This window comes from Sphingobacterium sp. R2 (genome assembly GCF_040760075.1).
Classification (GTDB): domain Bacteria; phylum Bacteroidota; class Bacteroidia; order Sphingobacteriales; family Sphingobacteriaceae; genus Sphingobacterium.
The window spans coordinates 4,699,018-4,725,990 of the sequence record NZ_CP142884.1 but is presented as its reverse complement, the minus strand read 5'-3'; the positions used below and the strand labels follow the sequence as shown (position 1 = coordinate 4,725,990).

General features: G+C 39.1%; 23 protein-coding genes. 12 read left to right on the top strand and 11 right to left on the bottom strand.

What is annotated here, in order from left to right:
* Window positions 1-62 precede the first annotated feature (62 nt).
* The 3 genes from VXM68_RS19915 to rpoN all read right to left on the bottom strand — a co-directional run bounded on the left by VXM68_RS19915 (window position 63) and on the right by rpoN (window position 3,652).
* On the bottom strand, window positions 63-1,139 hold the full coding sequence (locus VXM68_RS19915; protein WP_293954707.1) for an agmatine/peptidylarginine deiminase: 1,077 nt from the start codon (window positions 1,137-1,139) through the stop codon (window positions 63-65).
* An 89-nt stretch (window positions 1,140-1,228) separates the two neighbouring features.
* Window positions 1,229-2,104, bottom strand: a complete 876-nt coding sequence (locus tag VXM68_RS19910; RefSeq protein WP_293954709.1) for a carbon-nitrogen hydrolase — start codon at window positions 2,102-2,104, stop codon at window positions 1,229-1,231.
* Window positions 2,105-2,185: 81 nt separating this feature from the next.
* Window positions 2,186-3,652, bottom strand: a complete 1,467-nt coding sequence (gene rpoN / locus VXM68_RS19905) for an RNA polymerase factor sigma-54 (protein WP_293954711.1) — start codon at window positions 3,650-3,652, stop codon at window positions 2,186-2,188.
* Window positions 3,653-4,099: 447 nt separating this feature from the next.
* Between rpoN and VXM68_RS19900 the strand changes: the two genes are divergently transcribed.
* Window positions 4,100-6,391 carry a transglycosylase domain-containing protein gene (locus tag VXM68_RS19900; RefSeq protein ID WP_294182715.1) on the top strand — a complete coding sequence of 764 codons (2,292 nt, stop codon included), beginning with the start codon at window positions 4,100-4,102 and terminating at the stop codon, window positions 6,389-6,391.
* 67 nt (window positions 6,392-6,458) lie between these two features.
* On the opposite strand, the gene VXM68_RS19895 is transcribed toward VXM68_RS19900, so the two are convergent.
* Window positions 6,459-6,782, bottom strand: a complete 324-nt coding sequence (locus VXM68_RS19895; protein ID WP_293954715.1) for a hypothetical protein — start codon at window positions 6,780-6,782, stop codon at window positions 6,459-6,461.
* 102 nt (window positions 6,783-6,884) lie between these two features.
* Here VXM68_RS19895 and VXM68_RS19890 point away from each other — a divergent pair, with 102 nt between their 5' ends.
* The 4 genes from VXM68_RS19890 to infB all read left to right on the top strand — a co-directional run bounded on the left by VXM68_RS19890 (window position 6,885) and on the right by infB (window position 12,758).
* Window positions 6,885-7,661 carry a LexA family transcriptional regulator gene (locus tag VXM68_RS19890; RefSeq protein ID WP_293954717.1) on the top strand — a complete coding sequence of 259 codons (777 nt, stop codon included), beginning with the start codon at window positions 6,885-6,887 and terminating at the stop codon, window positions 7,659-7,661.
* A 135-nt stretch (window positions 7,662-7,796) separates the two neighbouring features.
* Window positions 7,797-8,261, top strand: a complete 465-nt coding sequence (gene rimP, locus VXM68_RS19885; RefSeq protein WP_294182713.1) for a ribosome assembly cofactor RimP — start codon at window positions 7,797-7,799, stop codon at window positions 8,259-8,261.
* A gap of 5 nt (window positions 8,262-8,266) precedes the next feature.
* Window positions 8,267-9,508, top strand: a complete 1,242-nt coding sequence (gene nusA / locus VXM68_RS19880) for a transcription termination factor NusA (protein ID WP_046675481.1) — start codon at window positions 8,267-8,269, stop codon at window positions 9,506-9,508.
* Between the two features lie 103 nt (window positions 9,509-9,611).
* On the top strand, window positions 9,612-12,758 hold the full coding sequence (infB, locus tag VXM68_RS19875; RefSeq protein WP_294182712.1) for a translation initiation factor IF-2: 3,147 nt from the start codon (window positions 9,612-9,614) through the stop codon (window positions 12,756-12,758).
* 67 nt (window positions 12,759-12,825) lie between these two features.
* Here infB and VXM68_RS19870 read toward each other — a convergent pair whose 3' ends face one another.
* The 4 genes from VXM68_RS19870 to VXM68_RS19855 all read right to left on the bottom strand — a co-directional run bounded on the left by VXM68_RS19870 (window position 12,826) and on the right by VXM68_RS19855 (window position 15,865).
* The gene (locus VXM68_RS19870) at window positions 12,826-13,218 is read right to left on the bottom strand and encodes a VOC family protein (RefSeq protein WP_367209789.1); all 393 of its coding nucleotides are present in this window, start codon (window positions 13,216-13,218) and stop codon (window positions 12,826-12,828) included.
* A gap of 79 nt (window positions 13,219-13,297) precedes the next feature.
* Window positions 13,298-14,359 (bottom strand): NADH:flavin oxidoreductase/NADH oxidase, encoded by a 1,062-nt coding sequence (locus VXM68_RS19865; protein WP_312330492.1) that lies wholly within the window; start codon window positions 14,357-14,359, stop codon window positions 13,298-13,300.
* A 118-nt stretch (window positions 14,360-14,477) separates the two neighbouring features.
* Window positions 14,478-15,194, bottom strand: a complete 717-nt coding sequence (locus VXM68_RS19860) for a 3-ketoacyl-ACP reductase (RefSeq protein WP_294182706.1) — start codon at window positions 15,192-15,194, stop codon at window positions 14,478-14,480.
* A gap of 59 nt (window positions 15,195-15,253) precedes the next feature.
* Window positions 15,254-15,865 carry an NUDIX domain-containing protein gene (locus VXM68_RS19855; RefSeq protein ID WP_367209788.1) on the bottom strand — a complete coding sequence of 204 codons (612 nt, stop codon included), beginning with the start codon at window positions 15,863-15,865 and terminating at the stop codon, window positions 15,254-15,256.
* On the opposite strand from VXM68_RS19855, the gene pyrE reads away from it, so the two are divergent.
* Complete coding sequence (pyrE, locus tag VXM68_RS19850; RefSeq protein WP_293954732.1) at window positions 15,864-16,514, top strand: orotate phosphoribosyltransferase; 651 nt, start codon at window positions 15,864-15,866, stop codon at window positions 16,512-16,514. The two genes, VXM68_RS19855 and pyrE, sit on opposite strands and share 2 nt — an antisense overlap.
* Before the next feature lie 19 nt (window positions 16,515-16,533).
* On the top strand, window positions 16,534-16,932 hold the full coding sequence (locus VXM68_RS19845; protein ID WP_293954734.1) for an SRPBCC family protein: 399 nt from the start codon (window positions 16,534-16,536) through the stop codon (window positions 16,930-16,932).
* Window positions 16,933-16,986: 54 nt separating this feature from the next.
* Here VXM68_RS19845 and VXM68_RS19840 read toward each other — a convergent pair whose 3' ends face one another.
* Window positions 16,987-17,703: a superoxide dismutase gene (locus VXM68_RS19840; RefSeq protein ID WP_367209787.1), complete on the bottom strand. Its 717-nt coding sequence runs from the start codon at window positions 17,701-17,703 to the stop codon at window positions 16,987-16,989.
* A 440-nt stretch (window positions 17,704-18,143) separates the two neighbouring features.
* Here VXM68_RS19840 and VXM68_RS19835 point away from each other — a divergent pair, with 440 nt between their 5' ends.
* Together VXM68_RS19835 and VXM68_RS19830 are read left to right on the top strand one after the other, a co-directional pair.
* Window positions 18,144-19,190, top strand: a complete 1,047-nt coding sequence (locus VXM68_RS19835) for a 2Fe-2S iron-sulfur cluster-binding protein (RefSeq protein WP_367209786.1) — start codon at window positions 18,144-18,146, stop codon at window positions 19,188-19,190.
* Between the two features lie 109 nt (window positions 19,191-19,299).
* Complete coding sequence (locus tag VXM68_RS19830; RefSeq protein ID WP_367209785.1) at window positions 19,300-21,228, top strand: acetoacetate--CoA ligase; 1,929 nt, start codon at window positions 19,300-19,302, stop codon at window positions 21,226-21,228.
* A gap of 91 nt (window positions 21,229-21,319) precedes the next feature.
* Here VXM68_RS19830 and VXM68_RS19825 read toward each other — a convergent pair whose 3' ends face one another.
* Window positions 21,320-22,927, bottom strand: a complete 1,608-nt coding sequence (locus VXM68_RS19825; protein ID WP_367209784.1) for an acyl-CoA carboxylase subunit beta — start codon at window positions 22,925-22,927, stop codon at window positions 21,320-21,322.
* Window positions 22,928-23,081: 154 nt separating this feature from the next.
* Between VXM68_RS19825 and VXM68_RS19820 the strand changes: the two genes are divergently transcribed.
* From VXM68_RS19820 to VXM68_RS19810, 3 genes are read left to right on the top strand one after another with little or no spacing between them, the layout of a single operon-like run.
* Entirely contained in the window at window positions 23,082-24,230 is a 1,149-nt protein-coding gene (locus tag VXM68_RS19820; RefSeq protein ID WP_070567729.1) for an acyl-CoA dehydrogenase family protein, read from the top strand.
* 3 nt (window positions 24,231-24,233) lie between these two features.
* Entirely contained in the window at window positions 24,234-25,076 is an 843-nt protein-coding gene (locus tag VXM68_RS19815; RefSeq protein ID WP_293954746.1) for a hydroxymethylglutaryl-CoA lyase, read from the top strand.
* Entirely contained in the window at window positions 25,077-25,853 is a 777-nt protein-coding gene (locus VXM68_RS19810; RefSeq protein ID WP_294182693.1) for an enoyl-CoA hydratase-related protein, read from the top strand. It abuts the gene before it with no gap.
* Here the strand turns inward: VXM68_RS19810 and VXM68_RS19805 are convergent, their stop codons facing one another.
* A complete protein-coding gene (locus tag VXM68_RS19805) occupies window positions 25,854-26,330 on the bottom strand; it encodes a hypothetical protein (protein WP_294182691.1) in 477 nt (158 codons plus the stop codon). It abuts the gene before it with no gap.
* Between the last annotated feature and the right edge of the window lie 643 nt (window positions 26,331-26,973).

Genomic DNA, 26,973 nt, shown 5'->3' with positions numbered 1-26,973 from the left:
AATTAAAACTCCCCCATAACTGAATAACTTTATGGGGGAATTTCTATTTTTGGGCAGTTCGTTTAAATAATCGCTGGTTCCTGCTGGCTCAGGCAGTGGAAACTTCCCAGTCCCCAAATGATGTCGACCGAATTTATTCCAATGACTTTACGTTTAGGAAAGCAGCTTTGGATAATGTCCAGTGCTTTTTGGTCATTTTTGTCGTTGAAGACTGGCACAACAACAACATCGTTGGCGATATAGAAATTAGCATAAGAAGCGGGTAATCTTGTATCATCATAAATAACAGGGGCGGGCATTGGGAGCTCAATAATATGCAGAGATTCTCCATTTAAGAGTTTAAATGAACGGAGCATTTCCAGGTTTTCCTGAAGAATCTGGTAATTCTCATCTGAAGGATCTTCTTCCACAACTGTTAGTACTGTATTTTCATTGACGAAGCGTGTAATATCATCAATGTGGCCATCTGTATCGTCTCCTACGATACCATCACCAAGCCATAACACTTGTTCTTGACCGTAAAATTCTTTTAAATAGATTTCTATTTGCTCTTTCGTTAAGTGCGGATTTCGGTTTTTATTCAATAGGCACGCCGTTGTTGTCATAATTGTTCCTGCACCATTAAATTCAACCGATCCTCCCTCCATGACGATGTCAGGGCTAAATAAAGGAAGATCCAATTTTTGGGCAATACGAGTTGGAACGATGTCGTCAAGTTCAAATGGCGGATATTTACCACCCCACGCGTTATACCCCCAGTCAACCACTGCTTTTTGATTTGTTGACGGATTAATAACAAAAGCAGGGCCGTGATCTCTACACCAAGCATCATTAGTGGGATTGTAATAGAATTCGATATTGCTAAAATCTTTCGTCACGTCTTTGAGGGCCTGTATAGCAAAATTTTGCATTTCCTCATTAGCGACGTTAATTCTTACTTTTTGGCTTTCGGATACGGCCTTAATGAATTGACAATAAGGTTTGTATATCGTTTCGATTTTTCCAGGCCATGATTCCTCTTTGTGTGGCCAGCTCAGCCATAAGGCCTCTTGCTTAGCCCATTCTGGAGGAAATGAAAACCCCTGTTTTTTGGGGGAATTGTCAAAATAGGTCTGCGTAAATGTATTTTTCTGTTCCATACTTATTTTGCGGGGATTAAAAAAGCCATTTCAGTTCAACTCAGCACAGTTATGTACCTTCGCAACCGAAATGGCGAGTATATGCAATATTAGTCTTCGTCAATAAAACGTTTGGTGATTGGTGAGTATGTCTCAATTCTTCTGTCCCGAAGAAATGGCCAGTGTTTTCTAAAATAATCCGATTCATTTAAGTCCAATTCGACGACCTCAATTTCCTCTTTGTCATGAGAAGCTAGGTAAAGCAATTTTCCCTGTCCATTTGTTACGAAACTTCCGCCCCAGAACTTCATGGCGCCATTTTGTTCATATCCAACACGATTAACAGCTACCACTGGAACGCCGTTAGCAACTGCATGGGAGCGTTGTATGGTTTGCCATGCGTTATACTGATCTTTGTTAGTTTCTTCGTCCTGATCAGTTGCCCATCCGATAGCCGTAGGATAAAATAAAATTTCAGCGCCCATTAAGGCGGTAATCCGAGATGCTTCAGGGTACCATTGATCCCAACAGATTAAAATTCCTATTTTGCCAAATTGTGTTTTGAATACTTTGTAGCCTAGATCACCCGGCGTAAAATAGAATTTTTCATAAAAAGCGGGGTCATCTGGAATATGCATTTTCCGATATTTCCCCAAATATGAGCCATCCGCATCTAATACGGCGGTTGTATTATGGTAAAGTCCTTCGGCTCTTTTTTCAAATAATGAAGCGATAATGACGACTCCAGCTTCCTTGGCGATAGCCGATAGTGCATCGGTGGATGGACCAGGGATGGTTTCAGCCAATGCGAAATTGTCATAATCTTCTACATCGCAGAAATATAAAGAGGTAAATAGTTCTTGCAGACACACGATTTGCGCACCTTTTGCAGCGGCCTCTTTTACTTTAGCGATAGCTTTTTCGAGATTCTCTTGTTTGCTTGCGGTACAGCTCATCTGTACAACTCCAACTTTTACTTTGCTCATTCTTTAATGCTTATTTAATTCAAGCACAAAGATACTATTCTTAATTTGGATTTGGTCTTTAGGTAAAAACAAAAAGAGCTCTTAGAGCTCTTTTCGTAATCTTGCTACAGGGATATTCAATGCCTCCCGATATTTTGCTACCGTTCGTCGCGCAATATTATAGCCTTTTTCTTTCAGGATCTCAGTAAGCTTTTCATCAGCTAGTGGTTTTCTCTTATTTTCTTTTGAAATACACTCCTCCAATATTTTTTTAACTTCCTTATTGGATACCTCTTCCCCAGAGTCTGTTTGGATAGCTTCGGAGAAAAATGATTTTAGGAGAAAAGTGCCGAATTCTGTCTGTACATATTTTGAATTTGCAACCCGCGATACTGTTGATATATCCATGTCAATTTTATCCGCAATATCTTTCAATATCATGGGCTTTAGCTTTCGATCATCACCGGTCAGGAAATAATCATATTGATATTCCATGATGGCGTTCATTGTTTTGAGTAAGGTTTGCTGGCGTTGTTTGATTGCATCAATAAACCATTTTGCTGAATCAAGTTTTTGCTTGACGAATTGTACAGCTTCTTTCATTTTCTTATCCCTTTGATCCGATTTTTCATAATGCTCGAACATGTGCTGGTAATCACGGCTTATACGGAGCTCGGGTGCGTTTCGGCCGTTTAAAGTCAAATGTAGAATACCATCATTGTTACTAATATGGAAATCGGGGATAATATGAAGCTGTTTACCAGCCACTGCGCCAGAGTCTCCAGGCTTTGGGTTAAGTTTTAGGATCTCATTCACTACATTTTTTAAATCCTCCGACGAAATGCCCAATGATTTTTCTAATTTATCATAATGCTTTTTGGTAAATTCTTCAAGGTAGTTTGCTACCACTTTAATAGCAAGTTTAATAGTGGGATTTTGAGTGTCTTTTTTTTGCAGCTGGATCAAAAGGCATTCTTGCAAATCCCGGGCGCCAATTCCGGCAGGCTCAAAATCTTGAATGACTTTTAAGATATCAAGCACTTCATTTTCTTCAGTCATTACATTTTGGCCAAACGCTAGATCGTCTACAAGATTGATAATAGGACGGCGTAAGTATCCGTCGTCATCAAGGCTGCCAATAATTTGTTGACCAATTAGAAAATGTTTGTCATCTAAAGCCAACAGGTCTAATTGCTGTTGTAACTGTTCATAAAACGAATGCTGGATTGCGACAGGCATTTCTTTCCGATCATCGTCATCATCGCCATACTCATAGCCGTTACCATAATCTTTAAAATCGTCCTCCTGGATATAGTCTTCCAAGCTAAAGTCGTCTGAGTCGAATCCCTCTTCATTGTCAAAATTATCATCGGGATCTTTGTCAGGATATTCTTCTATAGGATCGGTCATATTAGTCAAGCTACCATCTTCTAACGCAGGGTTTTCCTCTAATTCTTCCTTGATTCTTGCATCTAATGAAACAGTCGGAACCTGCAACAATTTTATAAACTGTATCTGTTGCGGAGACAATTTCTGTAATAGCTTTTGTTGTAATGTTTGTTTTAACATGCTAATAGTTGACTTTTTTACATCTAAATTTAAACAAATATCATTATTATTTTAAAATAAAATCGATAATAAATAAAAAAGGGGTATAATATTTGTGGAAGACGGCTAAAAAAGGGAAATTAGACCTATCGAGTTATGCTCGATTTGTACGTTATTTTGCGCATACCATTTATTGTTAAAAAATGTAAATAGTTGATTACAGCGATTTATTTAGTTGTATATTTAGCCCCTGAAAAAGATAGAAAGGCATGTCAGGCGGAGTTAAAACCTTTTGCTGGTCGGATGTGTTGAATATAAGGTAAATTTCCATTTATGTTTAAACGTATTAAGAATAGGTTTCTTCGTTATTTCGTTATAGCAATATACTTTGTCATTATATTGGTTTGTGCTATACAATTGAATTTTCTGTGGCTATTCGGTTATTCTCCGACTAAAAAGGATATTGTTATGCCTAGTGTTAATATCTCAACGGAGTTGTATACTGCGGACAGTGTTTTAATTGGCCGGTATTTCGACGAGGATAGAAATCCAATTCCCTTTGACAGTATCCCAAAAACAGTAACGAATGCTTTGATAGCGACCGAGGATGTGCGTTTTTATAGTCATAAGGGTGTCGACTTTTTTGGTTTAGGATCGGGAATTTTATCGACCTTAAAAGGAGATAAGCGTGGTGCAAGTACAATCACGCAGCAATTAGCTAAAAATCTTTATCGTACTCGTTATAATAAGTCGGGTGGTTTGTTGACACGTCTTCCTATTGCCGGATTAGTGGTGACTAAATTTAAGGAGTGGATGACAGCTTACAAGCTGGAGCAGCGTTATTCTAAAAATCAGATATTGGAAATGTATCTGAATACTGTATCGTTCAGTAATAACGCTTATGGAATTGAAACGGCTGCAAAACGATATTTTTCAAAAGGAGCCAATCAGTTGACTCAAAACCAAGCGGCTGTTTTAATAGGGATGTTAAAAGGTACTACATTGTATAATCCAATTCGAAATCCTGAAAATGCATTTGTGCGAAAAAATATTGTATTAAGTCAAATGTATAAAAGTGGTTTCTTAAAAAAAGGAGAGTTTGACAGTCTGATTAAAGAAAAGATTGTTTTGAATACAAATAGTCAAGATATCAATGCTGGTGGAGACTCTTATTTACGTACCGCTGTAGCGAAGTGGTTGGAGAAATGGTCAGAGGAAAATAATTACGACATTTATACCGACGGGCTGAAAATTTATACCACTATAAATTCTAAACTTCAAAAGCATGCTGAGGAAGCGGTGGCTAAGCAAATGGTAGAATTGCAGCAACGTTTAAATAATACCTGGAATGGACAGGAACCATGGCGCGATTTGTCAGGTAAAGTTATTCCTAATTTTTTGGATAATTTGGCTAAGAAGACTACTTATTATGCTTTTTTGAGTAAAAAGTACGCCAACTCTCCTGATAGTATCTCTTATTTCCTCAACGAGAAAAAGAAGATGGAAGTCTATAACTGGAAGGATGGGGGTAAGATCGAAAGGGAGATGTCTACAATGGACTCTTTGAAATATTATGCGATGATGCTGAATGCGGGGATGATGTCAATGGATCCCTATTCAGGTGAAATTAAAGCATGGGTTGGTGGAATAGATCATCAATACTTTAAGTATGATCACGTGATGCAAGCGAAACGGCAGGCGGGATCTACGTTTAAGCCTTTCGTATACTTAGCAGCCTTAGAATCGGGAATGTCGCCTTGTGATAAAATTACGGATAAGCCTGTTACCATCAAGATTGATAAAGGTGATTCTGTTGAGATATGGGAACCTAAAAATGCCGACTGGAATTTCTCCTACCGTGAGATGTCTTTGCGGCACGCGATGGCCCGCTCCATCAATTCAGTTACAGTTCAGTTAACTGATATTGTCACGCCTTCGAAAGTTGTTGATGCTGCTCACCGTTGTGGTATTACGAGTAAATTAAATCCGGTTGCTTCCGTGGGGCTAGGGCCCAATGATGTTTCTGTTTTTGAAATGGTGAATGGGTACTCAACAATGATGAACCATGGTGAGCGCGTGACACCTTTACTGGTTTCTAAGATTGAAGATCATGATGGCAATGTGATTGCAACGTTCCAGGCAGAACGTAAACAGGTCATTAATAAGCAAGATGCGTGGTTAATGACGTATATGCTCCGTGGTGGGATGGAAGAACCAGGTGGTACTTCTCAAGGATTGTGGGAGTGGGATTTATTTACAAAAGAAAATGAAATAGGAGGGAAAACAGGTACTTCTTCTGAATATGTAGATGGCTGGTATATGGGGGTAACAAAAGACTTGGTTACAGGTGTTTGGGTAGGGTGTGACGAGCGGAGCATTCACTTTAAGAATTCGCATACCGGAGAAGGTTCTCGTACTGCATTGCCGATTTTCGGAGTTTACCTCGAATCCGTTTATAAAGATAAGAATTTAGGGTACACTATGGGTAAGTTTCCAAGCCCGACTGTTGAAATTACAAAATCATACAAATGTGAAACTCCGCGTTACAGTGATCCTGAACCAGAGCAGATGGATTCTACTCAGTTAGAGTTGCCTACTGATGAAGGATTTATCGGGCCGGAAGAAGAGGGTGGTGAAGAAGGTCAACTTGAACGTAATAATATTGATCAACTTGATCGTAACAATACTGAAGGTGATTCGGATAGTTTGCAAAGTGACAAATTATCCTTTTCTGAAGATGGGCCTGTTCAAAATAAATAGCCGCTTTTAATACTCATCTTCAAAAATATGAAATAGCCGCCTAGTTTTTATACAGGTGGCTTTTTTGCTAAGCGGCGTAGCTTGTTCCTCTTTTGGCGCAATCTGGGTGTGGCTGCGGGAAAAGATTATTCCAGTTGGGATTAGATCTACGGATAAGTCTTTCAATCTGCATGGCTGTAAAATGCTGTAGTTCGTCTATCTTTTTGTTTGCAGTCTCTAAACTTGTAAAAGCTTCCGTATAGATTATTCTGTTGAGGCTTGAGCCTTGATTGAAGATAAAACTGTTGGATTGCTGTAGCTTCATTACTGTAGTGAATATATTGGTGCTGAGGCCAATTTCGAATCGTTTCCGATTACTATCTGTCGCTATATATAGAATAAAATTGCTCATAATGCTAAATTATTTGGACGTTTAAAATATATTTACTAATTTTATTGGCACAATATTACTAATAAAATTAGTTTTTGCAAAATATTTTTTTGAAAAAATAACATGTCAAATATTTCGTCCAATCTGAAGTTCCTTAGAAAAGGAAAGAAAATTACACAGCAACAATTTGCTGATATTATGGAAATTAAGCGAGCGTCTGTCGGGGCGTATGAGGAAGATAGGGCTGAGCCTAAATATGAGTTGTTGAAGAAGATTGCTGAATTCTATGGGTTGACTATGGATGAACTGGCAAACGATGTTATTGACGACAAGTGGAAGCCAGTTCCAAAAAGTAATGCATCCAATTTAAGGGTGCTAAGCGTTACTGTAGATACGGATAACCGTGAGAATATTGAACTTGTGCCTGTAAAGGCTAGTGCTGGGTATTTAAATGGGTATGGCGATCCGGAGTATGTTGCAGAGCTGCCTAAGTTTTCACTTCCAATGTTTGGTCAGGGCACGTTTCGCGCTTTTGAAATTAAGGGTGATTCAATGTTGCCTTTGCCGTCAGGATCTATTGTCGTGGCGGAGTACGTGGAAAACTGGCATGATATAAAGCCTGGAAGTACATACGTAGTCGTATCGAAGGAAGATGGCGTGGTCTATAAGCGTATCGCTTTTAAATTTAAAGAAGATAAAGGCTTGAAGCTCGTTTCTGACAATAAAACATATGAGCCTTATTGGGTTGAGACGGCAGATATACTTGAAGTGTGGAAGGCGAAGGCTTTTATAAGTACACAGCTGCCTGAACCGACGCCTGAGCCGACAATGGAGACATTGACGAGTATGATGGCACAAATGCAGAAAACGATTAACGCAGTTGTTGACAACTCAAAGTAGTTAAATATTATTAGCATTTTGATTGATATTTGTTTTTTATTTTATAAAGTGCTATATTTGCATATCTGAAAGGAAGGGGGCTCGTATTGCCCCCTTTTTTTAATTCAATTAAATAGCATTTCTAGATAAAGAACAATGCAGCATATAGAGAAACGAGTTGTTGAACTCATAGAAGAGAAAATAGCGGATCGCGATGACTTATTTATTGTCAGCGTGAAGATGCATCCAAATAAAATTCTAGAGATTCTTTTGGATGGGGATAAAGGTATTAATATTGACGATTGTGCGCAAGTTAGCCGTCATGTGGGTTTTCATTTGGAAGAAGAAAATGTAATTGATAATGCCTATCGTTTAGAGGTCTCCTCTCCAGGTATCGATGCTAATTTTGTGAATATCCGGCAGTATCAAAAGAATATAGGTCGTACAATTCAGGTTAAGTTGATTGATAATACTAAAATTGAAGGTACCTTAGTGGCGCTGGATGATACGAAGATCAATGTTCTTCAGAAAGTTAAAGAAAAAGGTAAAAAAGCGCAAGAGGTAGAAAAGAAACTTCCTTTTGATCAAATAAAAGCAACAAAAGTGGTAATTTCATTTTAATAATAATGAGTAACAGCAACATCAATCTTATAGACTCTTTTCAAGAGTTTAAAGAGTTTAAGAATATCGATAGACCTACTGTTATCACAGTATTGGAAGAGGTTTTTCGTAGTATGATCCGTCGTCGTTTTGGTACAGATGAAAATGTGGATGTTATCGTGAATCCAGATAACGGGGATTTGGAGATTTGGAGGACTCGTGTCGTTGTTGAAGATGAATTTTCAGAAGATGATGATCTTGAAATCGAATTAGCTGAAGCTAGAAAACACGACGAAGACTTAGAGGTGGGTGATGATTTTATTGAACAGATCACCTTGGAAAGTTTTGGTCGCCGTGCAATTCTAGCGGCTCGCCAAACGCTTGTGTCGAAAGTTTTGGAATTAGAAAAAGATGAGGTCTTTAAAAAATATAAGGATAGAGAAGGAGAGTTGGTTATTGGTGAAGTGTATCAGATTTGGAAAAAAGAGATCTTGGTACTTGATGAGGATGGTAACGAATTAATTCTTCCGAAGTCTGAACAAATTCCTGCCGATTACTTCAAAAAGGGCGACGGTATACGGGCAGTCGTACATAAAGTTGATATGATGAATAATAATCCAAAGATTATTATTTCACGTACCGCACCGGCGTTTTTACAACGTTTGTTTGAACTGGAAGTCCCTGAAATTTTTGATGGTTTAATTACGATCAAAAAAATCGTTCGCGAACCTGGAGAAAGAGCGAAAGTTGCTGTTGAATCGTATGACGATCGTATTGATCCGGTAGGAGCCTGTGTGGGTATGAAAGGATCCCGTATTCATGGTATCGTACGTGAACTGCGTAATGAGAATATCGACGTTATTAATTTTACGACAAACCATTCCTTGTATATTGCCCGGGCTCTGAGTCCCGCCAGGATTAGTTCAATCAAAATTGATGAAGAAAATAAAACTGCAGCGGTATACCTAAAATCCGATCAAGTTTCGTTGGCAATTGGGCGAGGTGGACACAATATTAAATTGGCAGGAAAATTGACCGGTTATGAAATTGACGTTTATCGTGAGAATGATGAGTTCGATGAAGATGTTGATATCGAAGAGTTCAGCGATGAGATTGAAAGCTGGGTAATCGATGAATTAAAACGTGTTGGTTTGGATTCAGCGAAATCTGTGCTATCTCTTAGTGAGGAAGAGTTAGTGAGACGTACAGATCTGGAAGAGGATACAATTCGCGAGATTGTACGTATTTTACAAGCTGAATTTGAATAAAATTCAGCTTGTTAATTTTTTTCTATCTAACATTCGGAATAAATTGTTTATGGATGGAAAAAAACATATTTTTGTAATTATATTAAAATAGTTTATATTATAGATGACTGAAGGAAAAGGAACAAACTTGCTTAAAGCAGCAAAGGAACTCAACATCGGGATACATACCGCCGTCGAATGTTTAGTGAAAAAGGGATATGATGTAGAAGCAAAGCCTAACACTAAATTGAACGGAGAGATGTATGGTGTGCTGTTAAAAGAGTTTCAGGGAGACAAATCACTGAAAGATGAAGCTAAACAAATTGTTATTGGCAAAATTCGTCGTGAGGAGTCGCCGTCCGCTTCTCCTAAGGAATCATCTAAGAGTGAGGATACCGAAGATCACGATGAATCTAAGGAAATCTTGGTCAAGAATACGGTAGAAATTCCATCTACTAAAGAAGCTACTCCTGAAAAGGTGGAGGAACCTGCACATCAAGGTGGTATGAAGGTTGTTGGTAAAATTGATCTTGACGCTTTACGTAGAGGCGGAAATAAGGTAAAGAAGGAAGAACCTGTTAAGGAAGAGCCAAAAAATACCAAGCAAGTACCTGCAGAGACAAAAGCTGAAGTTAAGGCGGAAGAAAAGAAGGATGCCGAAGTGAAAGCGCCTAGTGTTGAAGTAAAAAAAGAAGAACTAAAGGTTACTGAAAATAAGCAAGAAGCTGTAGTGCCCAAAGCAGAGATCAAAAAGCCGGAAGTAGATAAAACTGAAGTAAAAGCAACTCCGGTTGTAGAGACAAAAACTGAGCCTGTGAAGGTAGAAGATAAGAAAAAAGAAGAAACAGCGCCAAAAGCTGTACCAGTAACTCCAATAGTGGAGCCTGTAAAAAAACAAGGTGATGATATTTTTTCTGCTCGCGCAGAGAGATTGACAGGTCCTAAAGTGGTTGGTAAAATTGAATTGCCAACAGCGAGACCTTCCCACAAACCGGTGGCTTCATCTTCAAATGCTGGAAATAATAACGAGAAACGTAAGCGTAAGCGGACGAATCCAAATGGGCCAGTTAATCCGAACGCGGGTCAAGGTCATGGTGCTAATAATCAAAACCGTGGGCCACGTGATGGTAATAATCCCAACAATCGGGATCAACAAGGTAATCGTGGTGGGAATCATGGTAATAACAATAATCCTAACAATCGTCAAGGACAAACGGGAAATCAACAAGGTCGACCGGGTCAAGGTGGTGGAAATAACCAACACTCAGGCAGACCAGGTCAAGGGACTAGACCGCAATATGGAAATCGTTTTGACAATAGAGGAAAAGGAAGACCTGTTGAGAATAAGGAAGAGCCTACTGAAAAGGAAATACAAGACCAAATTAAAGCGACACTTGCTCGTTTAAGTGGTGCAGGTAAGTCGGGGAAATTTGCGCAGCGCGCCAAATTGAGAAGACAGAAACGTGATGATGTTGCCCAACATGCTGAAGAAGCTGCAATGGAACAAGAAATGATGGCAAAAGTATTGCGTGTTACAGAATTTGTAACTGCAAACGAATTAGCTAACTTGATGGACGTTCAAGTAACTCAGATTATTGCAACTTGTATGAGTTTGGGTATGTTTGTGTCAATTAATCAACGTTTAGATGCTGAAACTTTAGCAATAGTAGCGGATGAATTTGGTTATCAAGTCGAGTTTATCAAACCTGAGGATGAAGAAACTGCTGAGCTTGAAGAATCCGATACTGAACAAAACTTGATTTCGAGAGCGCCTATTGTAACGGTAATGGGACACGTCGATCATGGTAAAACCTCATTATTGGATTACATTCGTAAGGCAAACGTGACTTCTGGTGAGGCCGGTGGTATCACCCAACATATCGGTGCATACGCGGTAAAATTGGAAGATGATCGTAAAATCACATTTTTGGATACTCCTGGTCACGAAGCTTTTACAGCTATGCGCGCCCGCGGTGCCAAAGTTACTGATATTGTTATTATCGTTATTGCGGCGGACGATGCTGTTATGCCACAGACAAAAGAAGCAATCAACCACGCGCAAGCGGCAGGAGTGCCAATTGTATTTGCATTTACCAAAGTGGATAAACCTGGAGCAAATCCTGATAGAATTCGCGAGCAGCTTTCTGCGATGAATATATTGGTTGAAGATTGGGGTGGTAAGTTCCAAGCGCAAGAGATTTCAGCAAAAACGGGAGAAAATGTTGACCTGTTATTAGAGAAAGTTTTATTGGAAGCTGAGATGTTAGATCTAAAAGCTGATCCGAAAAAACGTGCTGTTGGTTCAGTAATTGAAGCAGCTTTGGATAAAGGCCGTGGTATCGTAACAACGGTATTGATACAAAGTGGTACATTACGCGTTGGAGATCCTATATTAGCGGGATCGCATTCCGGTAAAGTTAAAGCATTGACTAATGAAAGGGGTGAACGTGTCAAAGAGGCGGGACCGTCTGTTCCAGTACAAATATTGGGGATGTCAGGAGCGCCAACAGCAGGGGATAAGCTTTATGTTCTTGAGAGTGAATCTGAAGCAAGAACTGTAGCCAACAAACGCCTTCAGTTACAACGCGAACAAGGTATGCGTGCTACTAAGCACATTACCCTAGATGAAATCGGTCGTCGTTTAGCAATCGGTAACTTTAAGGAACTTAATATTATCGTTAAAGGTGATGTGGATGGTTCTATCGAAGCACTATCAGATTCATTATTGAAATTGTCTACTGATGAAATTCAAGTTAACATTATTCATAAATCAGTGGGTGCGATTTCTGAATCGGACGTATTGTTAGCTTCTGCTTCTGATGCAATCATTATAGGATTCCAAGTACGCCCAACACAAAATGCACGTAAGTTAGCTGAGAACGAGCAAATTGATGTACGTTTATATTCGATCATCTATGATGCGATTGATGAAATCAAGTCTGCGATGGAAGGTATGTTAGCTCCGAAATTTGAAGAGAAAATTGTTGCTGAGGTTGAAATCAGGGAAACATTTAAAATTTCTAAAGTTGGTACGATTGCGGGATGTATGGTTCGCGAGGGCAAAATTAATAGAAACAATGATATTCGTGTAATTAGAGATGGTGTTGTTATCCATACTGGTAAACTGGCATCTTTGAAACGTTTCAAAGATGATGTGAAAGAAGTTTCACAGGGTTACGAATGTGGTTTAAATATTGACCGTTTCAATGATATTGAAGTAGGAGACATAGTTGAAGCTTACGAACAAGTTGAAGTGAAACGTAAATTATAATCATTGATTTGATATAAGCATAAAATAGAAGGCGGCATTGATTAAATAAAATCAATGCCGCCTTCTTTTACCCCTCATATAATTCTATTGGGAGCTGATCAGGATCAAAAAAGAATGTAAAGCGTCTATTTGTTAGCTCATCTATTCTGATTCCTTCGTGTGATATGCCTGCTTTCTCTAGCTTATTTAATTCCAAGTCGAGATCATTTACTTCAAACGCAATATGTCTTAAACCTGTAGCTTCCGGGAAACTAAGTCTTTTGTGTGGCGAGGGAAAAGAGAAAAGTTCGATAATATAGTTGTCGTTTAGTCTGAGATCCAGTTTATATGAATCACGTTCTTTACGATAATATTCTTGTATAATCTCCAGGCCAAGTACGTCGGTATAAAATTCTTTTGAACGCTCATAATTGCTACATATAATGGCAATATGATGTATTTTATTGAGGTTTAATTTCATCTATAGAAACTTATAGGTCGGCGCCTTTTGTACAGTTCTTCCTTTATATGATAAAAAACATTTGGTATTATCTTGAAAATTATTTTGCTCTTTCATATTGTTTAGGCCATGCAATGTCAGCCGCTAATTCTTTCGCAAAATGTAAGGGAAGGTGAGGGTCGTCAAGAAATCCCCGAGCGATTAAAATTAAATCAGCTTGTTTGTTTGTAATGATCTCGGAGGCCTCAACAGCTGTTTTGATCAAGCCTACAGTGCCCACCTTATTCTCCGTATCATTTTTAATCGCAGTGGCGAAAGGGAGCTGGTATGCAGGTTTAATATCTATTTTTTGATGCGATACTAAACCTCCGCTAGAAACATCAATGAGATCTACGCCCAATGTATACAATAGTTTTGATAAAGAAATAGACTGTTGTAAATCCCACCCATTCTCGGCCCAATCTGTCGCAGAAATACGGATCCATAAATTTTGAGTTGTTATTTCCTGTTTTACTTTTTTTACGATTTCAACAAGAAAACGGATTCTATTTTCGAATGTACCACCATAAATATCCCTACGCAAGTTGCTCAATGGGGAAAGAAACTGATGGATCAGGTATCCATGTGCAGCGTGGAGTTCAATAATTTCATAACCGGCTTGAATCGCTCTTCTCGTTGCTGCGCCGAATTGTTCAATCAATATTTCAATTGCGGCAATACTGAGCTCTTGTGGTGCGTGGTCTCCCGCATGGAAGGCGATGGGCGATGGCGCCACTGTTTGCCAGCCCTGAGGATCGCTTGGTGAAAGTTGTTTTCGGTCTATCCAAGGTTTATTATTGCTGGCTTTTCGGCCAGCGTGCGCTAGCTGTATGCCCGGAACAGAGCCATTTTCTTTGATGAACGTAGTTATTTCTTTTAATTTTTCGATGTGGCAATCGTCCCATATTCCAAGGTCTCCCGCACTGATTCGACCTTCAGCAGTAATAGCTGTTGCTTCTTGGATTATTGCGGCGGCACCACCGACTGCAAACTGCCCCAAATGTACTAGATGCCAATTATTGGCAAAGCCATCTGTTGCTGAATACTGACACATCGGAGAAACAACCAAGCGATTTTTTAATAGTATATTTCCGATATTTATTGGTGAAAATAATTGACTCATAATTCCTTGTTTAAATGAGCAGGAGTAAAGAACGCTCCTGCCTTAATACATATAATACATAATTAGAATAAGCCTCTTAAAGGCTTTTATTTAGCCCATACCATTTTCTTTTCGATCATTACGGATTTGTAGACCATAAAGAAGCCGATTTCAGCATAGCTCGTCTAGGTAGCTTTAAGTTGGTTACAACCAACTCTGCGAAATCTTCAGGCTGTAAAACTTTTTCTGGATTGCCATCTGTTAGGCCAAGGTCTTTGGACATATCAGAAGCAATAGTACTTGGCATTAGCGTACAGACGCGAATATTGTGTTTCCTTACTTCGCGCATTAACGAATCCGCAAAGCCGATCACGCCAAATTTTGAAGCACTATAGGCAGAGGTGGTTGCAGCTCCATTTAATCCAGCAGTAGATGAGACCATAACAATATCACCTTGATTTTTCTCAACTAATTGTGGAAGAATTGCTTTTGTAACAAAGTATGTGCCCAATAGATTGACATGAATGATGGATATCCATTCAGCAATATCCATATCAAGTACAGTGGAGAAAGATGACACACCAGCGTTGTTAATCAAGATATCAAACTTTCCAAAACTTTCTGTAAGTCGTTGAGTTTCCTGTTGTACGGCAGTATAGTCGGACACATCAAAAACAGCATAAGTAACCTCAGTACCCAGCTCAGCCAACTCAGCAGTTGTAACCTGTAAACTAGATTCATTTCTTCCTGTAATGGCGATATGAACACCTTCTTTGGCCAATGCAAAAGCAATAGCTTTTCCCAATCCTCGAGCTCCTCCTGTAATTAAGGCTCTTTTTCCTGTTATATTTTCCATAATATAAAATTAAGTATGAACATTTTTACTCGTGTCAAATAAAACTCAAAAAAGGTAAGTTACTTTGCTTTTTTTATAATATTTTCGATAATTGGGTAGGTATTTGTCCGTATCTCTTCAAATTGGTCTGCGTGACGCCACTCTGCCTTTGTGATATCTTCAGCTGTTTGCGGTATTAATTTAGGGGCTTTGTTAACACCCATTTCGTACCAATTTGTTGTTTTTAGAACGAATTCACCGTTACGCAAAAAATAAGTATGATACGAGGTCGTAATTTTCTTCCCTAAATAGTCAATTTTTATACCACATTCTTCTTCGACTTCACGCACTGCGGCCTCACGCATTTTCTCATTATCTTCCACTTTGCCTTTAGGAAGATCCCATTTTCCGAGGCGGTAGATGAATAAATAATCTCCATCACCGTTTTTCACCAGCCCCCCGGCGGCCTTAATAATCTTCATTTTGTTTTTTAAGTTTTGAAACACAGTTTCAAAATCTTTGTTGATGTAGAGATATGTTTTTGGAACCTTATCAATTTCAGATTGTTTGAAAAGTTTTTGGAGGTCAATCTCTTGAAAACTAACTGTTTGTGGGTTTTTAGTTTTCGATGGGACGAAATCTGCTAAAATTAGCAGGCTTTCGTTCATATAAATTTTATAAATTTGCGCCATGAATAATTTAAATGAGGTTGAACAAAAAGTTGCTGAATCCTTATTGCAAATTAAAGCAATAAAATTGCAACCTAAAAGTCCTTTTACATGGGCGTCGGGTTGGAAGTCTCCAATTTACTGTGATAACCGTATCACTTTATCTCATCCTGCGATTCGTACATACATTCGTCAAAAGCTTTCTAAGCTTATTCAAGAAGAGTTTGGATCAGTGGATATGATTTCTGGAGTTGCTACGGCAGGTATTCCACAAGGAGTTTTGGTAGCACAGGATTTGGGATTGCCATTTTCTTATGTTAGAAGCTCAGCTAAGGATCATGGTCGTCAAAATTTAATCGAAGGTGAGGTAGTTAGCGGTCAACGTGTTGTTGTAATTGAGGATCTAATTTCGACAGGTAAAAGTAGTTTAGTGGCTGTAAAGGCGTTACGTGAAGCTGGCTGCAATGTCGTTGGGTTAGTGTCTATTTTTACTTATGGATTGCAACAAGCTACTGATAATTTTGCCGATGCGAAATGTCCTTATTTCAGTCTATGTAATTATGATGCTTTGATTCAGGTCGCTGCTGAAAATAGTTATGTATTGGAAGAGGATATTGAGATCTTGAAAAAGTGGCGATTGAACCCGTCTACTTGGGGAGACAGTTTTCAATAAAAAGGATTAATTTATCGTTATGACTACTATTCAGAACACAACAGAAATCAACAAAAATGTCAGCGAGGTGTATGCATTTTTGGCGGATCTCAACAATCATGAACAGTTGATGCCGGAGAATATTTATAATTGGTCTTCGACTACGGACGAAGCTCGATTTACAATACAGAACATGGCAAAATTGGCCCTTAAGGTAGAAGGGCGTAGTGAGAATCAATTCATTAAGTTGGTTCCTTCGGAGAAGGCGCCTTTTGAGGTTACTCTTCGTTGGGAATTGCAAGTTGTTGCTGATACGGTTACAAAAGCAACCTTTATTATAGATGCTGATCTTAACATGATGATGAAGATGATCGCTTCTGGACCACTCCAAAAATTAGTTGATTTTCAGGTCAACAAATTAAAAGAAAAGTTAGGATAGGTTGTTCATAACGGATATAAAAAAAAGCTCGATTTTTACTAATCGAGCTTTTTTTTATGCTAGCCTTTCATTGACTTTTTTCCAATTCACAACATTCCACCAATTTTTAATATAATCAGCTCTTTTGTTTTGATAGTGCAGGTAATAAGCATGCTCCCACACATCGAGACCCAAAACGGGGATACCTTTTACCTCTGCAACATCCATTAAAGGGTTGTCTTGATTTGGAGTAGAAGTAATTTTTAAATTACCTGAGTCATCCAAAATCAACCAGGCCCATCCCGAACCGAATCGTGAGGTTGCTGCTGCGGCAAATTGTTCTTTGAATTTATCTAAAGAACCAAATGTCTTATTGATCATGGTCAATAATTTTTCGGAGGGCTGACTCGACTTATCGGACAGACTTTCCCAAAAAAAGTTATGGTTCCAAGCTCCGCCAGCATTATTTCTTGCTTTTGGAGAGTATTTAGATATGTTTGCTAGAAGTTGCTCCTCTGAGGCTTCTTTGATATTTTCAGCAAGAATGGCTTCGTTAATAGCATTGATATACGCTATATGATGCTTTGTATAATGGATTTCCATCGTCAAAGCATCAATATTGGGCTCCAAAGCGGCATAATTGAACGGTAATTTGACTTGGGAAAACTTTAATGTAGCGGCATTTAATTCGGTTGCTTTCGCGGAGGCAATATCGTGTAATATTGATCCAGATACAGCAATGCCAAGTGTCGCCTTTGCTGCATTTTGAAGGAAGTTTCTGCGTGTTTGCATATAATCTTATTGTGATTAGTTTTGATATAAATATAACGTGAAATTTTGCAATTATTGTTCTCCAATTGTCTGTTAATTGTAATACAATAAAATTGTTATCAATACGACCTTTCCCTTGCCATAGTCTTTGAGATTAGTACCATTGTTAAGATGTGAATCATGGTCATTGTAATTTGGATTGAGATATAGTATAGATTGTATTAACAATGGAGTTGCTTACTTGGTGCTTAGTAGCTTAAGTCAACTTGAAGACGTAATGCATTCGCTCTCAACACTGATTGGACACTTACTCATGTCGCATTGACTGGTCGTGGCAGTCTAATATATTGTTCGTTGTGCTTGAATTGTTTTGGGATAAGTTTATGTAGTTCTTAGGTATTCGAGTCGTGTCCATTTTATCAAAGCACTTATAATTTATGATTTTTATGTAATTTTGAGCTATGTATGCATTAAGGATTTCAAAAATTATCCCCCAACCTAATAATAACATTACTTTTCAGCTTGAGTCTATAGCAGGAGACTATCCTTCCTATAAAGCTGGGCAGTTTATTACACTTTCTTTTGTGTTTGGTGATCGTGAGGTACGTCGTTCTTATTCTTTTAATAGTTCGCCTGATAATAATGAGCCCTTAAGTATCACTGTTAAGCGTGTCGAAAATGGAGAAATATCCCGACTGCTCCACCATACTATTGTGGAGGGGGATATCGTGAATGCAATGGCACCTCAAGGTTTATTTGTATATGAACCTGAAGCAGAAAAGGTTCGGACTTTATTTTTGTTTGCTGCAGGAATTGGCATTACACCCTTGTATGCTATTCTGAAAACAGCGCTCCTTGCTGAAAGTAAGTCCAAAATAGTTTTAATTTACAGTAATAGTACGCTGGAGTTAACACCGTTCCGATCGGAATTGGAGCACTGGGAAAATCGATTTCCTGATCGCTTAACTATTGTGTGGATTTACTCCAATAGTAAATACTTGATGAAAGCCAGGTTAAATAGAGACTATATACATGCTATCGTTAACGATCATTTGTTTGGAAATAAGGAAGATGCTTTGTTTTATACTTGCGGTCCTGTGATTTATATGGACTTATGTCGTTTTACACTTTTGGGGATGGGGTTTGATTCCAATCAGATAAAACGAGAGACATTTCTATTGCCCGAAAATGAAGAGGATGATGATGATGAGACCGAAAAGGAAGTCGATACAACAACCTATGCCATCGAACTATCTTTTCAAGGTAAAACTTATCATCTAGAGGTGCCTTACAATAAATCTATTTTAGATATAGGGCTGGAGCATAAAATTAAGTTGCCGTATTCTTGTAGATCCGGTATGTGTAGTACGTGTATTTCGCAATGTACAAGGGGAAAAGTAAGAATGGACTATAATGAGGTGTTAACAGACCGCGAAGTTGAACAAGGAAGAATACTGTTGTGCACGGGGCATCCGGTAGAAATGAATACAGCTATTGAAGTGCTATAATTGAGCATTCGTATTTAATCCAAAAATATGCTGTGCCAGAAATATTTAAAATTGCATATACACGTAAATTTATCTAAGTTTGGATATAACCGTTTTATAGCTAACTATTATGGGGAAATTACTCTGGAGCCCAACAGAAGAGCAAAAATCTCAATCTGAGATCAATAAGTTTAAACAATATGTCGAGAAGGAGCATGGCTTATTCTTTCCATCCTATCAGGAGCTTTGGGCATGGTCTACGACGGAACTGGCTAGTTTTTGGAAGAGTATAGCCACCTATTTTAATATAAAGTTTCATTCAGGCTTTACAACTATTGTTGATTCGCCAGCAGATCCTACAAGCTTTATCGGAACAAAATGGCTTGCTGGGGCTACCTTGAATTATGCTGAACACGTATTTCGAAACACAACGGAAAAGCGTCCGGCATTAATCTTTCAATCTGAACAGCAAGTTAAAAGAGAGGTGTCATGGACTGAGTTGGAATCCATGGTTCTTAAACTTCAGGTCTATTTGAAAGAACTAGGGGTACAAAGTGGAGATCGCGTTGCTGGTGTATTGATTAATGGCATTGAAGCTGTGGCGTTATTTTTAGCTGCTAATTCCATCGGTGCTATTTGGTCCTGTTGTTCGCCCGATTTTGGGGAGGCGAGTATTCAGGATCGTTTTGAGCAGATTGAACCCAAAGTGCTCTTCGCAAATTCCAGTTATTACTATAATGGACGTCTTTTTGAAAAAGCAGAGAGTATTAAACAGCTTTCTCTGCGGCTACCATCTTTACTGGCTTGTGTTTTGATTGATGACAATATTTGGGAAGAGATTCTGAAAAAGGATCTTGTTCAAGCTGAGCTCCAATTTACGGCAATGCCTTTTGACGCGCCAATATGGATTTTGTATTCTTCGGGAACAACCGGGAAGCCCAAAGCCATTACACATGGAGTTGGCGGTATGCTGCTAGAACATATGAAAGCACTTGGACTGCATCAAAATGTGCAAGACGGGGATCGATTCATGTGGTATTCCACTACTGGATGGATGATGTGGAATTATGCGCTTTCGGCCCTTTTAATGGGAAATACATTGTGTATATATGATGGGGCTACGAATTATCCCGATAAATTAAGTTTATGGAAGTTTGCAAGGGAAAGCAAGGTGGACCATTTTGGCGTTGGTGCTGCTTATCTCATCTCCTGTCAGGATCAAGATTTAAAATCCTTGGCTTATCAGCCTAAAACAATAGGGTCGACAGGTTCACCACTTCCACCAGATGTGTTTGAATGGCTAAATGTACAGTTTCCAGAGAGTCAAATTGTCTCGCTAAGTGGTGGTACAGACGTTTGCAGTGCCTTTCTTTCGGGCTGTACATTGCTTGATGTTTATGCAGGGGAGATTCAATGTCGCGCCCTAGGAGCTAAGATAGAAGCATTTGATGAGCATGGTCATCATCTTTATGGAGAGGTGGGAGAGCTTGTTATTTTAGCTCCCATGCCCTGTATGCCCATCTATTTTTGGAATGATTTGGCGAATAAAAAATACTTTGATAGTTATTTTGATAAATATAGCGGTGTTTGGAGTCATGGTGATTGGATTAAGATCACTGCACATGATGGCATAATTATGTACGGTCGTTCAGATGCGACACTGAACCGGGGTGGCGTACGTATCGGTACTGCAGAGATCTATAATGTTTTAAATAGAACCGAAGGGGTCTTGGATAGTTTGGTTATCTGTGTAGATCATGAAAATGGATCATCTGATATGTTGCTTTTTGTTCAATTGGACAATGAATTATTGAATGATGCGTTAAAAGGGGAGATTAAGCGGGAGCTTCGGCAGCAATATAGTCCGCGACATGTGCCTGACGATATTTTTCAGGTAGCGGCTATTCCTTACACGTTAAGCGGTAAAAAACTGGAGCTGCCTATTAAGAAGATTTTTTCGGGAATGGCTGTAGAAAAAGCGGTGTCAGTAGATATTATGCGGAACAGAGAATCTTTGTTAGACTTTGAAGCGATCAGTAAAATCTGGAGAAGATCTTAAGTATAGTATGCTATAAAAATACCTAATTAGAAAACCCCTCAAATGATAAACTTCATCATCCGAGGGGTTTTCTAATTTAATTTTACTTCACTCAGACCTGTATAACACCTACATTATACCGTTCTAGAATAGGCTTTTCGTTGGCAGCTTCAATTCCCATGCTGATGACTTTTCGTGTTTCTTCAGGCGCTATAATTCCATCAACCCATAATCTTGCAGCAGCGTAATACGGACTCAGTTGCTCGTTGTACCGATCTTCGATGGATTTAAGGAGACTGTTTTTTTCTTCTTCATTGATTTCTTGACCCTTGGCTTTTAAAGCTGATTCTTGGATTTGAAACAGTGTCTTGCCCGCAGCGGCACCGCTCATGACAGCCATTTGGGCGGTAGGCCAAGCGTAGATTAGTCGTGGGTCATACGCTTTTCCACACATCGCATAGTTTCCAGCGCCATAACTATTTCCAACAATAAAGGTGAATTTTGGGACTACGGAATTGGCCATTGCATTTACCATTTTTGCTCCGTCTTTGATAATCCCCCCTTGTTCTGATCGGCTTCCTACCATAAATCCAGTGACGTCCTGAAAAAACACAAGCGGAATGTTCTGCTGGTTGCAATTCATGATGAAGCGCGCTGCCTTATCTGCTGAATCACTATAGATGACCCCGCCCATCTGCATTTCCATTGCGTTGCCGGGTTTCTTGGCTTTGATAATTTCACGTTGATTGGCAACAATGCCGACAGCCCAACCGTCTACACGTGCGAGGGCGCATACAATGGTTTTTCCATAATCGGGTTTGTATTCCTCTAAAGTATCTGCGTCTACAATTGCATTCAAGATATCCTGCATGCGATAAGGTTTTGTCCTGTCTTCGGGAAGAATCTCTACTATTTTACTCGGATCTGTTTTTGGAGGAAGGCTTTGCTTTCTGTTGAAATTAGCTTTTGGATTTCCACCTATTTTATCGATAACATTTTTTATAGCCTCTAAACAACTTTGGTCGTCGGGAAATTTATTGTCTGTCACGCCGGATATCTCCGAATGGGTAGAAGCTCCGCCGAGTGTTTCAGCGTCTACGGTTTCACCTATCGCAGATTTGACCAGGTATGGGCCTGCTAAAAATACAGAGCCTGTTCCTTCGACGATAAAGGCGTAGTCGGACATGATCGGGAGATAAGCACCGCCTGCCACGCAACTTCCCATGATTGCTGCAATTTGAGGGATACCCATGGAAGACATTCGGGCATTGTTACGGAATATGCGGCCAAAGTGTTCTTTATCGGGAAATATTTCATCCTGCATGGGTAAAAACACGCCTGCAGAATCTACCAAATAAATAATTGGAAGATTGTTTTCCATGGCAATTTCCTGTGCGCGTAGATTTTTCTTGGCAGAAATAGGGAACCAGGCTCCTGCTTTTACGGTTGCATCGTTAGAGACGATGACACATAGTTTGGATTTTACATAGCCCAGTACCGCTGCACAGCCTGCATTTATGCATCCACCATGTTCTTTATACATTCCTTCGCCGGCAAACATACCTATTTCCAGATATTCTCGGTCTGGGTCCAGTAGATATTCTATTCGTTCCCAGGCTGACATTTTACCCCTTTCTTTCAGTTTTTTTATTTTATCGATGCCACCACCTAGTTTTAAATTTTCTCTTTTTTGGCGAAGTAATGCGAGTAGCTCCTTCATAATTTATAATCTTGGTTTTAAAAAGCTGTTGAATTAAGAATTTCTTATTTTTAGATAAATTTAAAATAAAATTTTAAAATATTTGCAATTTTATTACTAAATATTTTGATATATTTGAATTGAATTACCGATTGTAAATTTAATATTCATGCTTATGTTTATTGAAAATAAACAACAAATGGATATGATTAGACAAAGTGCACGAGATTTTGCACAGTATCATATCAAACCTTATGTGATGGAATGGGACGAAGCCCAAATATTTCCAATAGAAGTTTTTAAAAAGTTAGGCGAACACGGTTTCATGGGTGTGATCGTTCCTGAAGAATATGGTGGATCGGGACTCGGATACCAGGAGTATATTACCGTTTTGGATGAGATTTCCAAGGTGTGTGGCTCAATTGGACTTTCCGTAGCGGCGCATAATTCGTTATGTACAAATCATATATTAAGCTTTGCCAGTGAAGAACAGAAGAAACGTTATCTTCCAAAGTTGGCGACAGCTGAATGGATCGGTGCCTGGGGACTTACAGAGACAGGTTCTGGTTCGGACGCTGGTGGAATGACGACATTTGCTGAGCGAGATGGTGATCACTACGTGTTAAATGGTTCTAAAAATTTTATTACGCATGCCATCAGTTCTAGTGTTGCTGTCGTTATTGCGCGGACGGGGGCTAAGGGAGATAAAAAAGGGATGTCAGCTTTTATTGTTGAGAAAGGTACACCTGGATTTACCGCAGGAAAGAAAGAAAATAAATTGGGGATGCGTGCCTCAGAAACTGCCTGTCTGTTTTTTGATAATTGTCGGATTCATCGGGATCAACTCATCGGTGAAGAAGGGCAGGGCTTTGTGCAGGCATTAAAACTATTGGATGGCGGACGTATTTCTATTGCGGCACTTTCTTTGGGTATTGCACGCGGAGCTTACGAGTGCGCGTTGAAATATGCGCACGAGCGTGAGCAGTTTGGAAAAAAGATTTACGAATTTCAGGCGGTTTCTTTTGCGCTTGCAGATATGGCTACACAGGTGGAAGCCAGTGAACTGTTGACGAGGCAGGCGGGCTATTTAAAGGATCATGGAGATCGTGTTTCTAAAATTGGTGCGATGGCTAAACTTTATGCGTCGGAGGCTGCCGTTAGCGTCTCGAATGAATCTGTACAAATCTTTGGCGGTTATGGATTTACAAAGGACTATCCTGCCGAGAAGTTTTTTAGAGATGCCAAGTTATGTACAATAGGTGAAGGGACTTCAAGCATTCAGAAAATGGTGATCGCTAGAGAGATTGAGAAAGATATTTTATAGCATATGATGAGGGATCAAGTTGTATTGGTTGATTGCCCAAGAGACGCTGTTCAAGGGTTTCATAACTTTATTAAGACAGATAAGAAAATTAAACATATCAATACGTTAATCGAAAGTGGGCTGTTTGATGTTATTGATTGTGGATCTTTCGTTTCGCCGAAAGCAGTTCCGCAGTTGGCGGATACAAAAGCAGTACTGGAAGGAATCAGAACGAATGATAAAGTGAAGTTGTTGGCGATTGTCGCCAATCTTCGGGGTGCGCAGGAGGCGGTTCTAGAGGAAAAAATCCACTTTTTAGGGTATCCATTCTCAATATCGGAAACATTTCAACTTCGAAATACCAATATGGGCTTGGCGGCTTCTTATCAGCAGGTAAAAGAAATGAAAGCTTTGGCCGACTCGCAGCATAAATCTCTGGTCGTTTATATTAGCATGGCTTTTGGAAACCCATACAGTGACCCTTGGTCCCCGCTTTTGGTAGAAGAGTGGATTGGAAAATTAGGCGATCTTGGCATTAGGGAATTTTCTTTGGCAGACACAACTTCAGAAGCCAATGCAAATCAGATCTCAGCATTATTTAGTTTTGTTAAAGCTCGTTTTCCAACACTGGAAGTAGGCGCACATTTTCATGCAAGGCGAGAGGAGAGTCTTGCAAAGGTTGAAGCAGCTTACATCGCAGGTTGCCGTAAATTTGAAGGCGCATTACTGGGTTATGGCGGCTGTCCATTTGCAAAAGATGATTTGGTTGGTAATATACCATCAGAGCTGTTGTTGCATTATTTTGGACGAGGGACTGATGCTGAAATAATCGGATTGGAGCATAGCTTCAGACAAATGATTTTGTAGATGGAAAAACTGAATTTTATTAAAGTGCACGTTGAGGAGCATGTGTTCAACTTGACCTTAGCCCGTTCGGATAAAAGAAATGCTTTTAGTCCGACAATGGTGAGCGAAATAGCCTATGCATTGAATCTGGCGAATAGCAATCCTGATGTTCGTTTAGTACAACTAGAGGCTGAAGGTCCGGTGTTCTGTGCCGGTATGGATCTTAAAGCTTTTGAGGACCCTACATTAGATATTGGAAATTCGGCAATTCCCAAGGTTGAAAAGTCACTGGCAGAAATATTTGCCTGTTTAGATAAGCCTTCAATCTGTGTTGTTAGGGGAGATGTTATTGCAGGTGGTTTTTTGATAGCATTATCCTGTACGTATTTATTTGCTCTACCACATGTACGTTTTTCTTTGCCTGAAGTGAAAATTGGACTTTTTCCATTTCAGGTGTTGGCGTTGCTTACAGAATATATGCCTGAAAGAAAAGCGATGGATCTCTGTATCAGTGGTCGGTCTTTTTCTGCTGCGGAGGCTTTGGAAAAGGAAATCTTGTATGGCATGCTGGATCCCGAAGAAACAGTATTGACAGAATTGAAAAGGACGATTCTGGAAAATGCTCCCTTGGCTATATCACGGGGATTTGTAACACTGCGAAAATTAAAAGAGCGGGATTATGATGATAAGTATAACTTCCTATTGGAGAGCTTGGCAGATTTACGTAAAACCAATGATTTCAAAGAAGGAATGGATGCAATGCGAAATAAAAGAAAAGCCAACTGGCAAAATAGCTAATTAAAATGATCGAAAACTAGGTCTGCTTGTCAGCGGCGAGAATTCCCAGGGAATGGAGCTAAGGACGATCAGGAGAGCTAGTCCAAACCAGATTAATAATATTTTAAAACGTCGATCGTTTGTATCGGCGTTTTTGCTTTTAAGGGCACCTAATGTTAAGCAGATTGCGGCAATAATCATCATGCTACTGTGTTCCATGCCAAAGAAGCGAATTTGCCTGAGGTGAACAGCCTCGTCGAAATGTTGCAGGAAGTACTGTGTGATGGGGCTCAGTACATAAAGGCTAAAACCCAAAACTAGCTGAATATAAAAAGAACTAACCGTAATTTTTACAAGAAACTGATCGGTAGAGGAGAATGGAAGTTCCTTTTTTCTTTTGTAAAAAAAGTTAACGAGACTAATCGTTAGTACAATCAATACCTCCCATCTCCATAAAGAATGCATCGCTAGAATGAAAGGATAAATGTAATTCATCATGCAGACAAAGATGGTAATAAAATAGATTTAAAGCTATTTTAAGCAATAGCATCGCATAAAATAAACGGCTGTTTGTCATCAGTTGACTAATCTGTTGTTCAAGGGGTGTCATATTTATGTATATTTATTGTTTATATAAGTTTTTTATTGTTTTGACTATTAGTTTGTTTTGTGTTTTGTTTAACTCTTGGTTAATACTGGTGTGACGTATAATTTGTTGTTTGCCGGTCAGGTGGAGAATAACGATTAACTAGTCCAAACACACGGTTCAAATGATTGAAAGAACAAAGGTATTTCGTATTGAGTGATCAATACTACTCTTGTATGTTTTGGTTTTGGCTGTTTTTAGCCTCTCTGAGCTGCTGTTTGTTGTTCTAAAGGAGTTTGTGTGGTTTTAATCTATTTAAGCTTAGAATGGGGTTATTTTCGTTTTGGCGGATAGTTGTAAGTTGTTCAGCTTTTTAACACGGATAACGCATGTCGTTAAAGTTGCTTTTTGTTTACTATGAATTTCATAATTTATTTAAATAAGTGTTTGTTTTTCATTGCATTCTGTTTATTACATAAATTGAATGTTTATATTATCCTATGCCCGATTGGCGCTATTGAAATAAAGTAATGCCTGAGCTTAAGCAAAACCCTC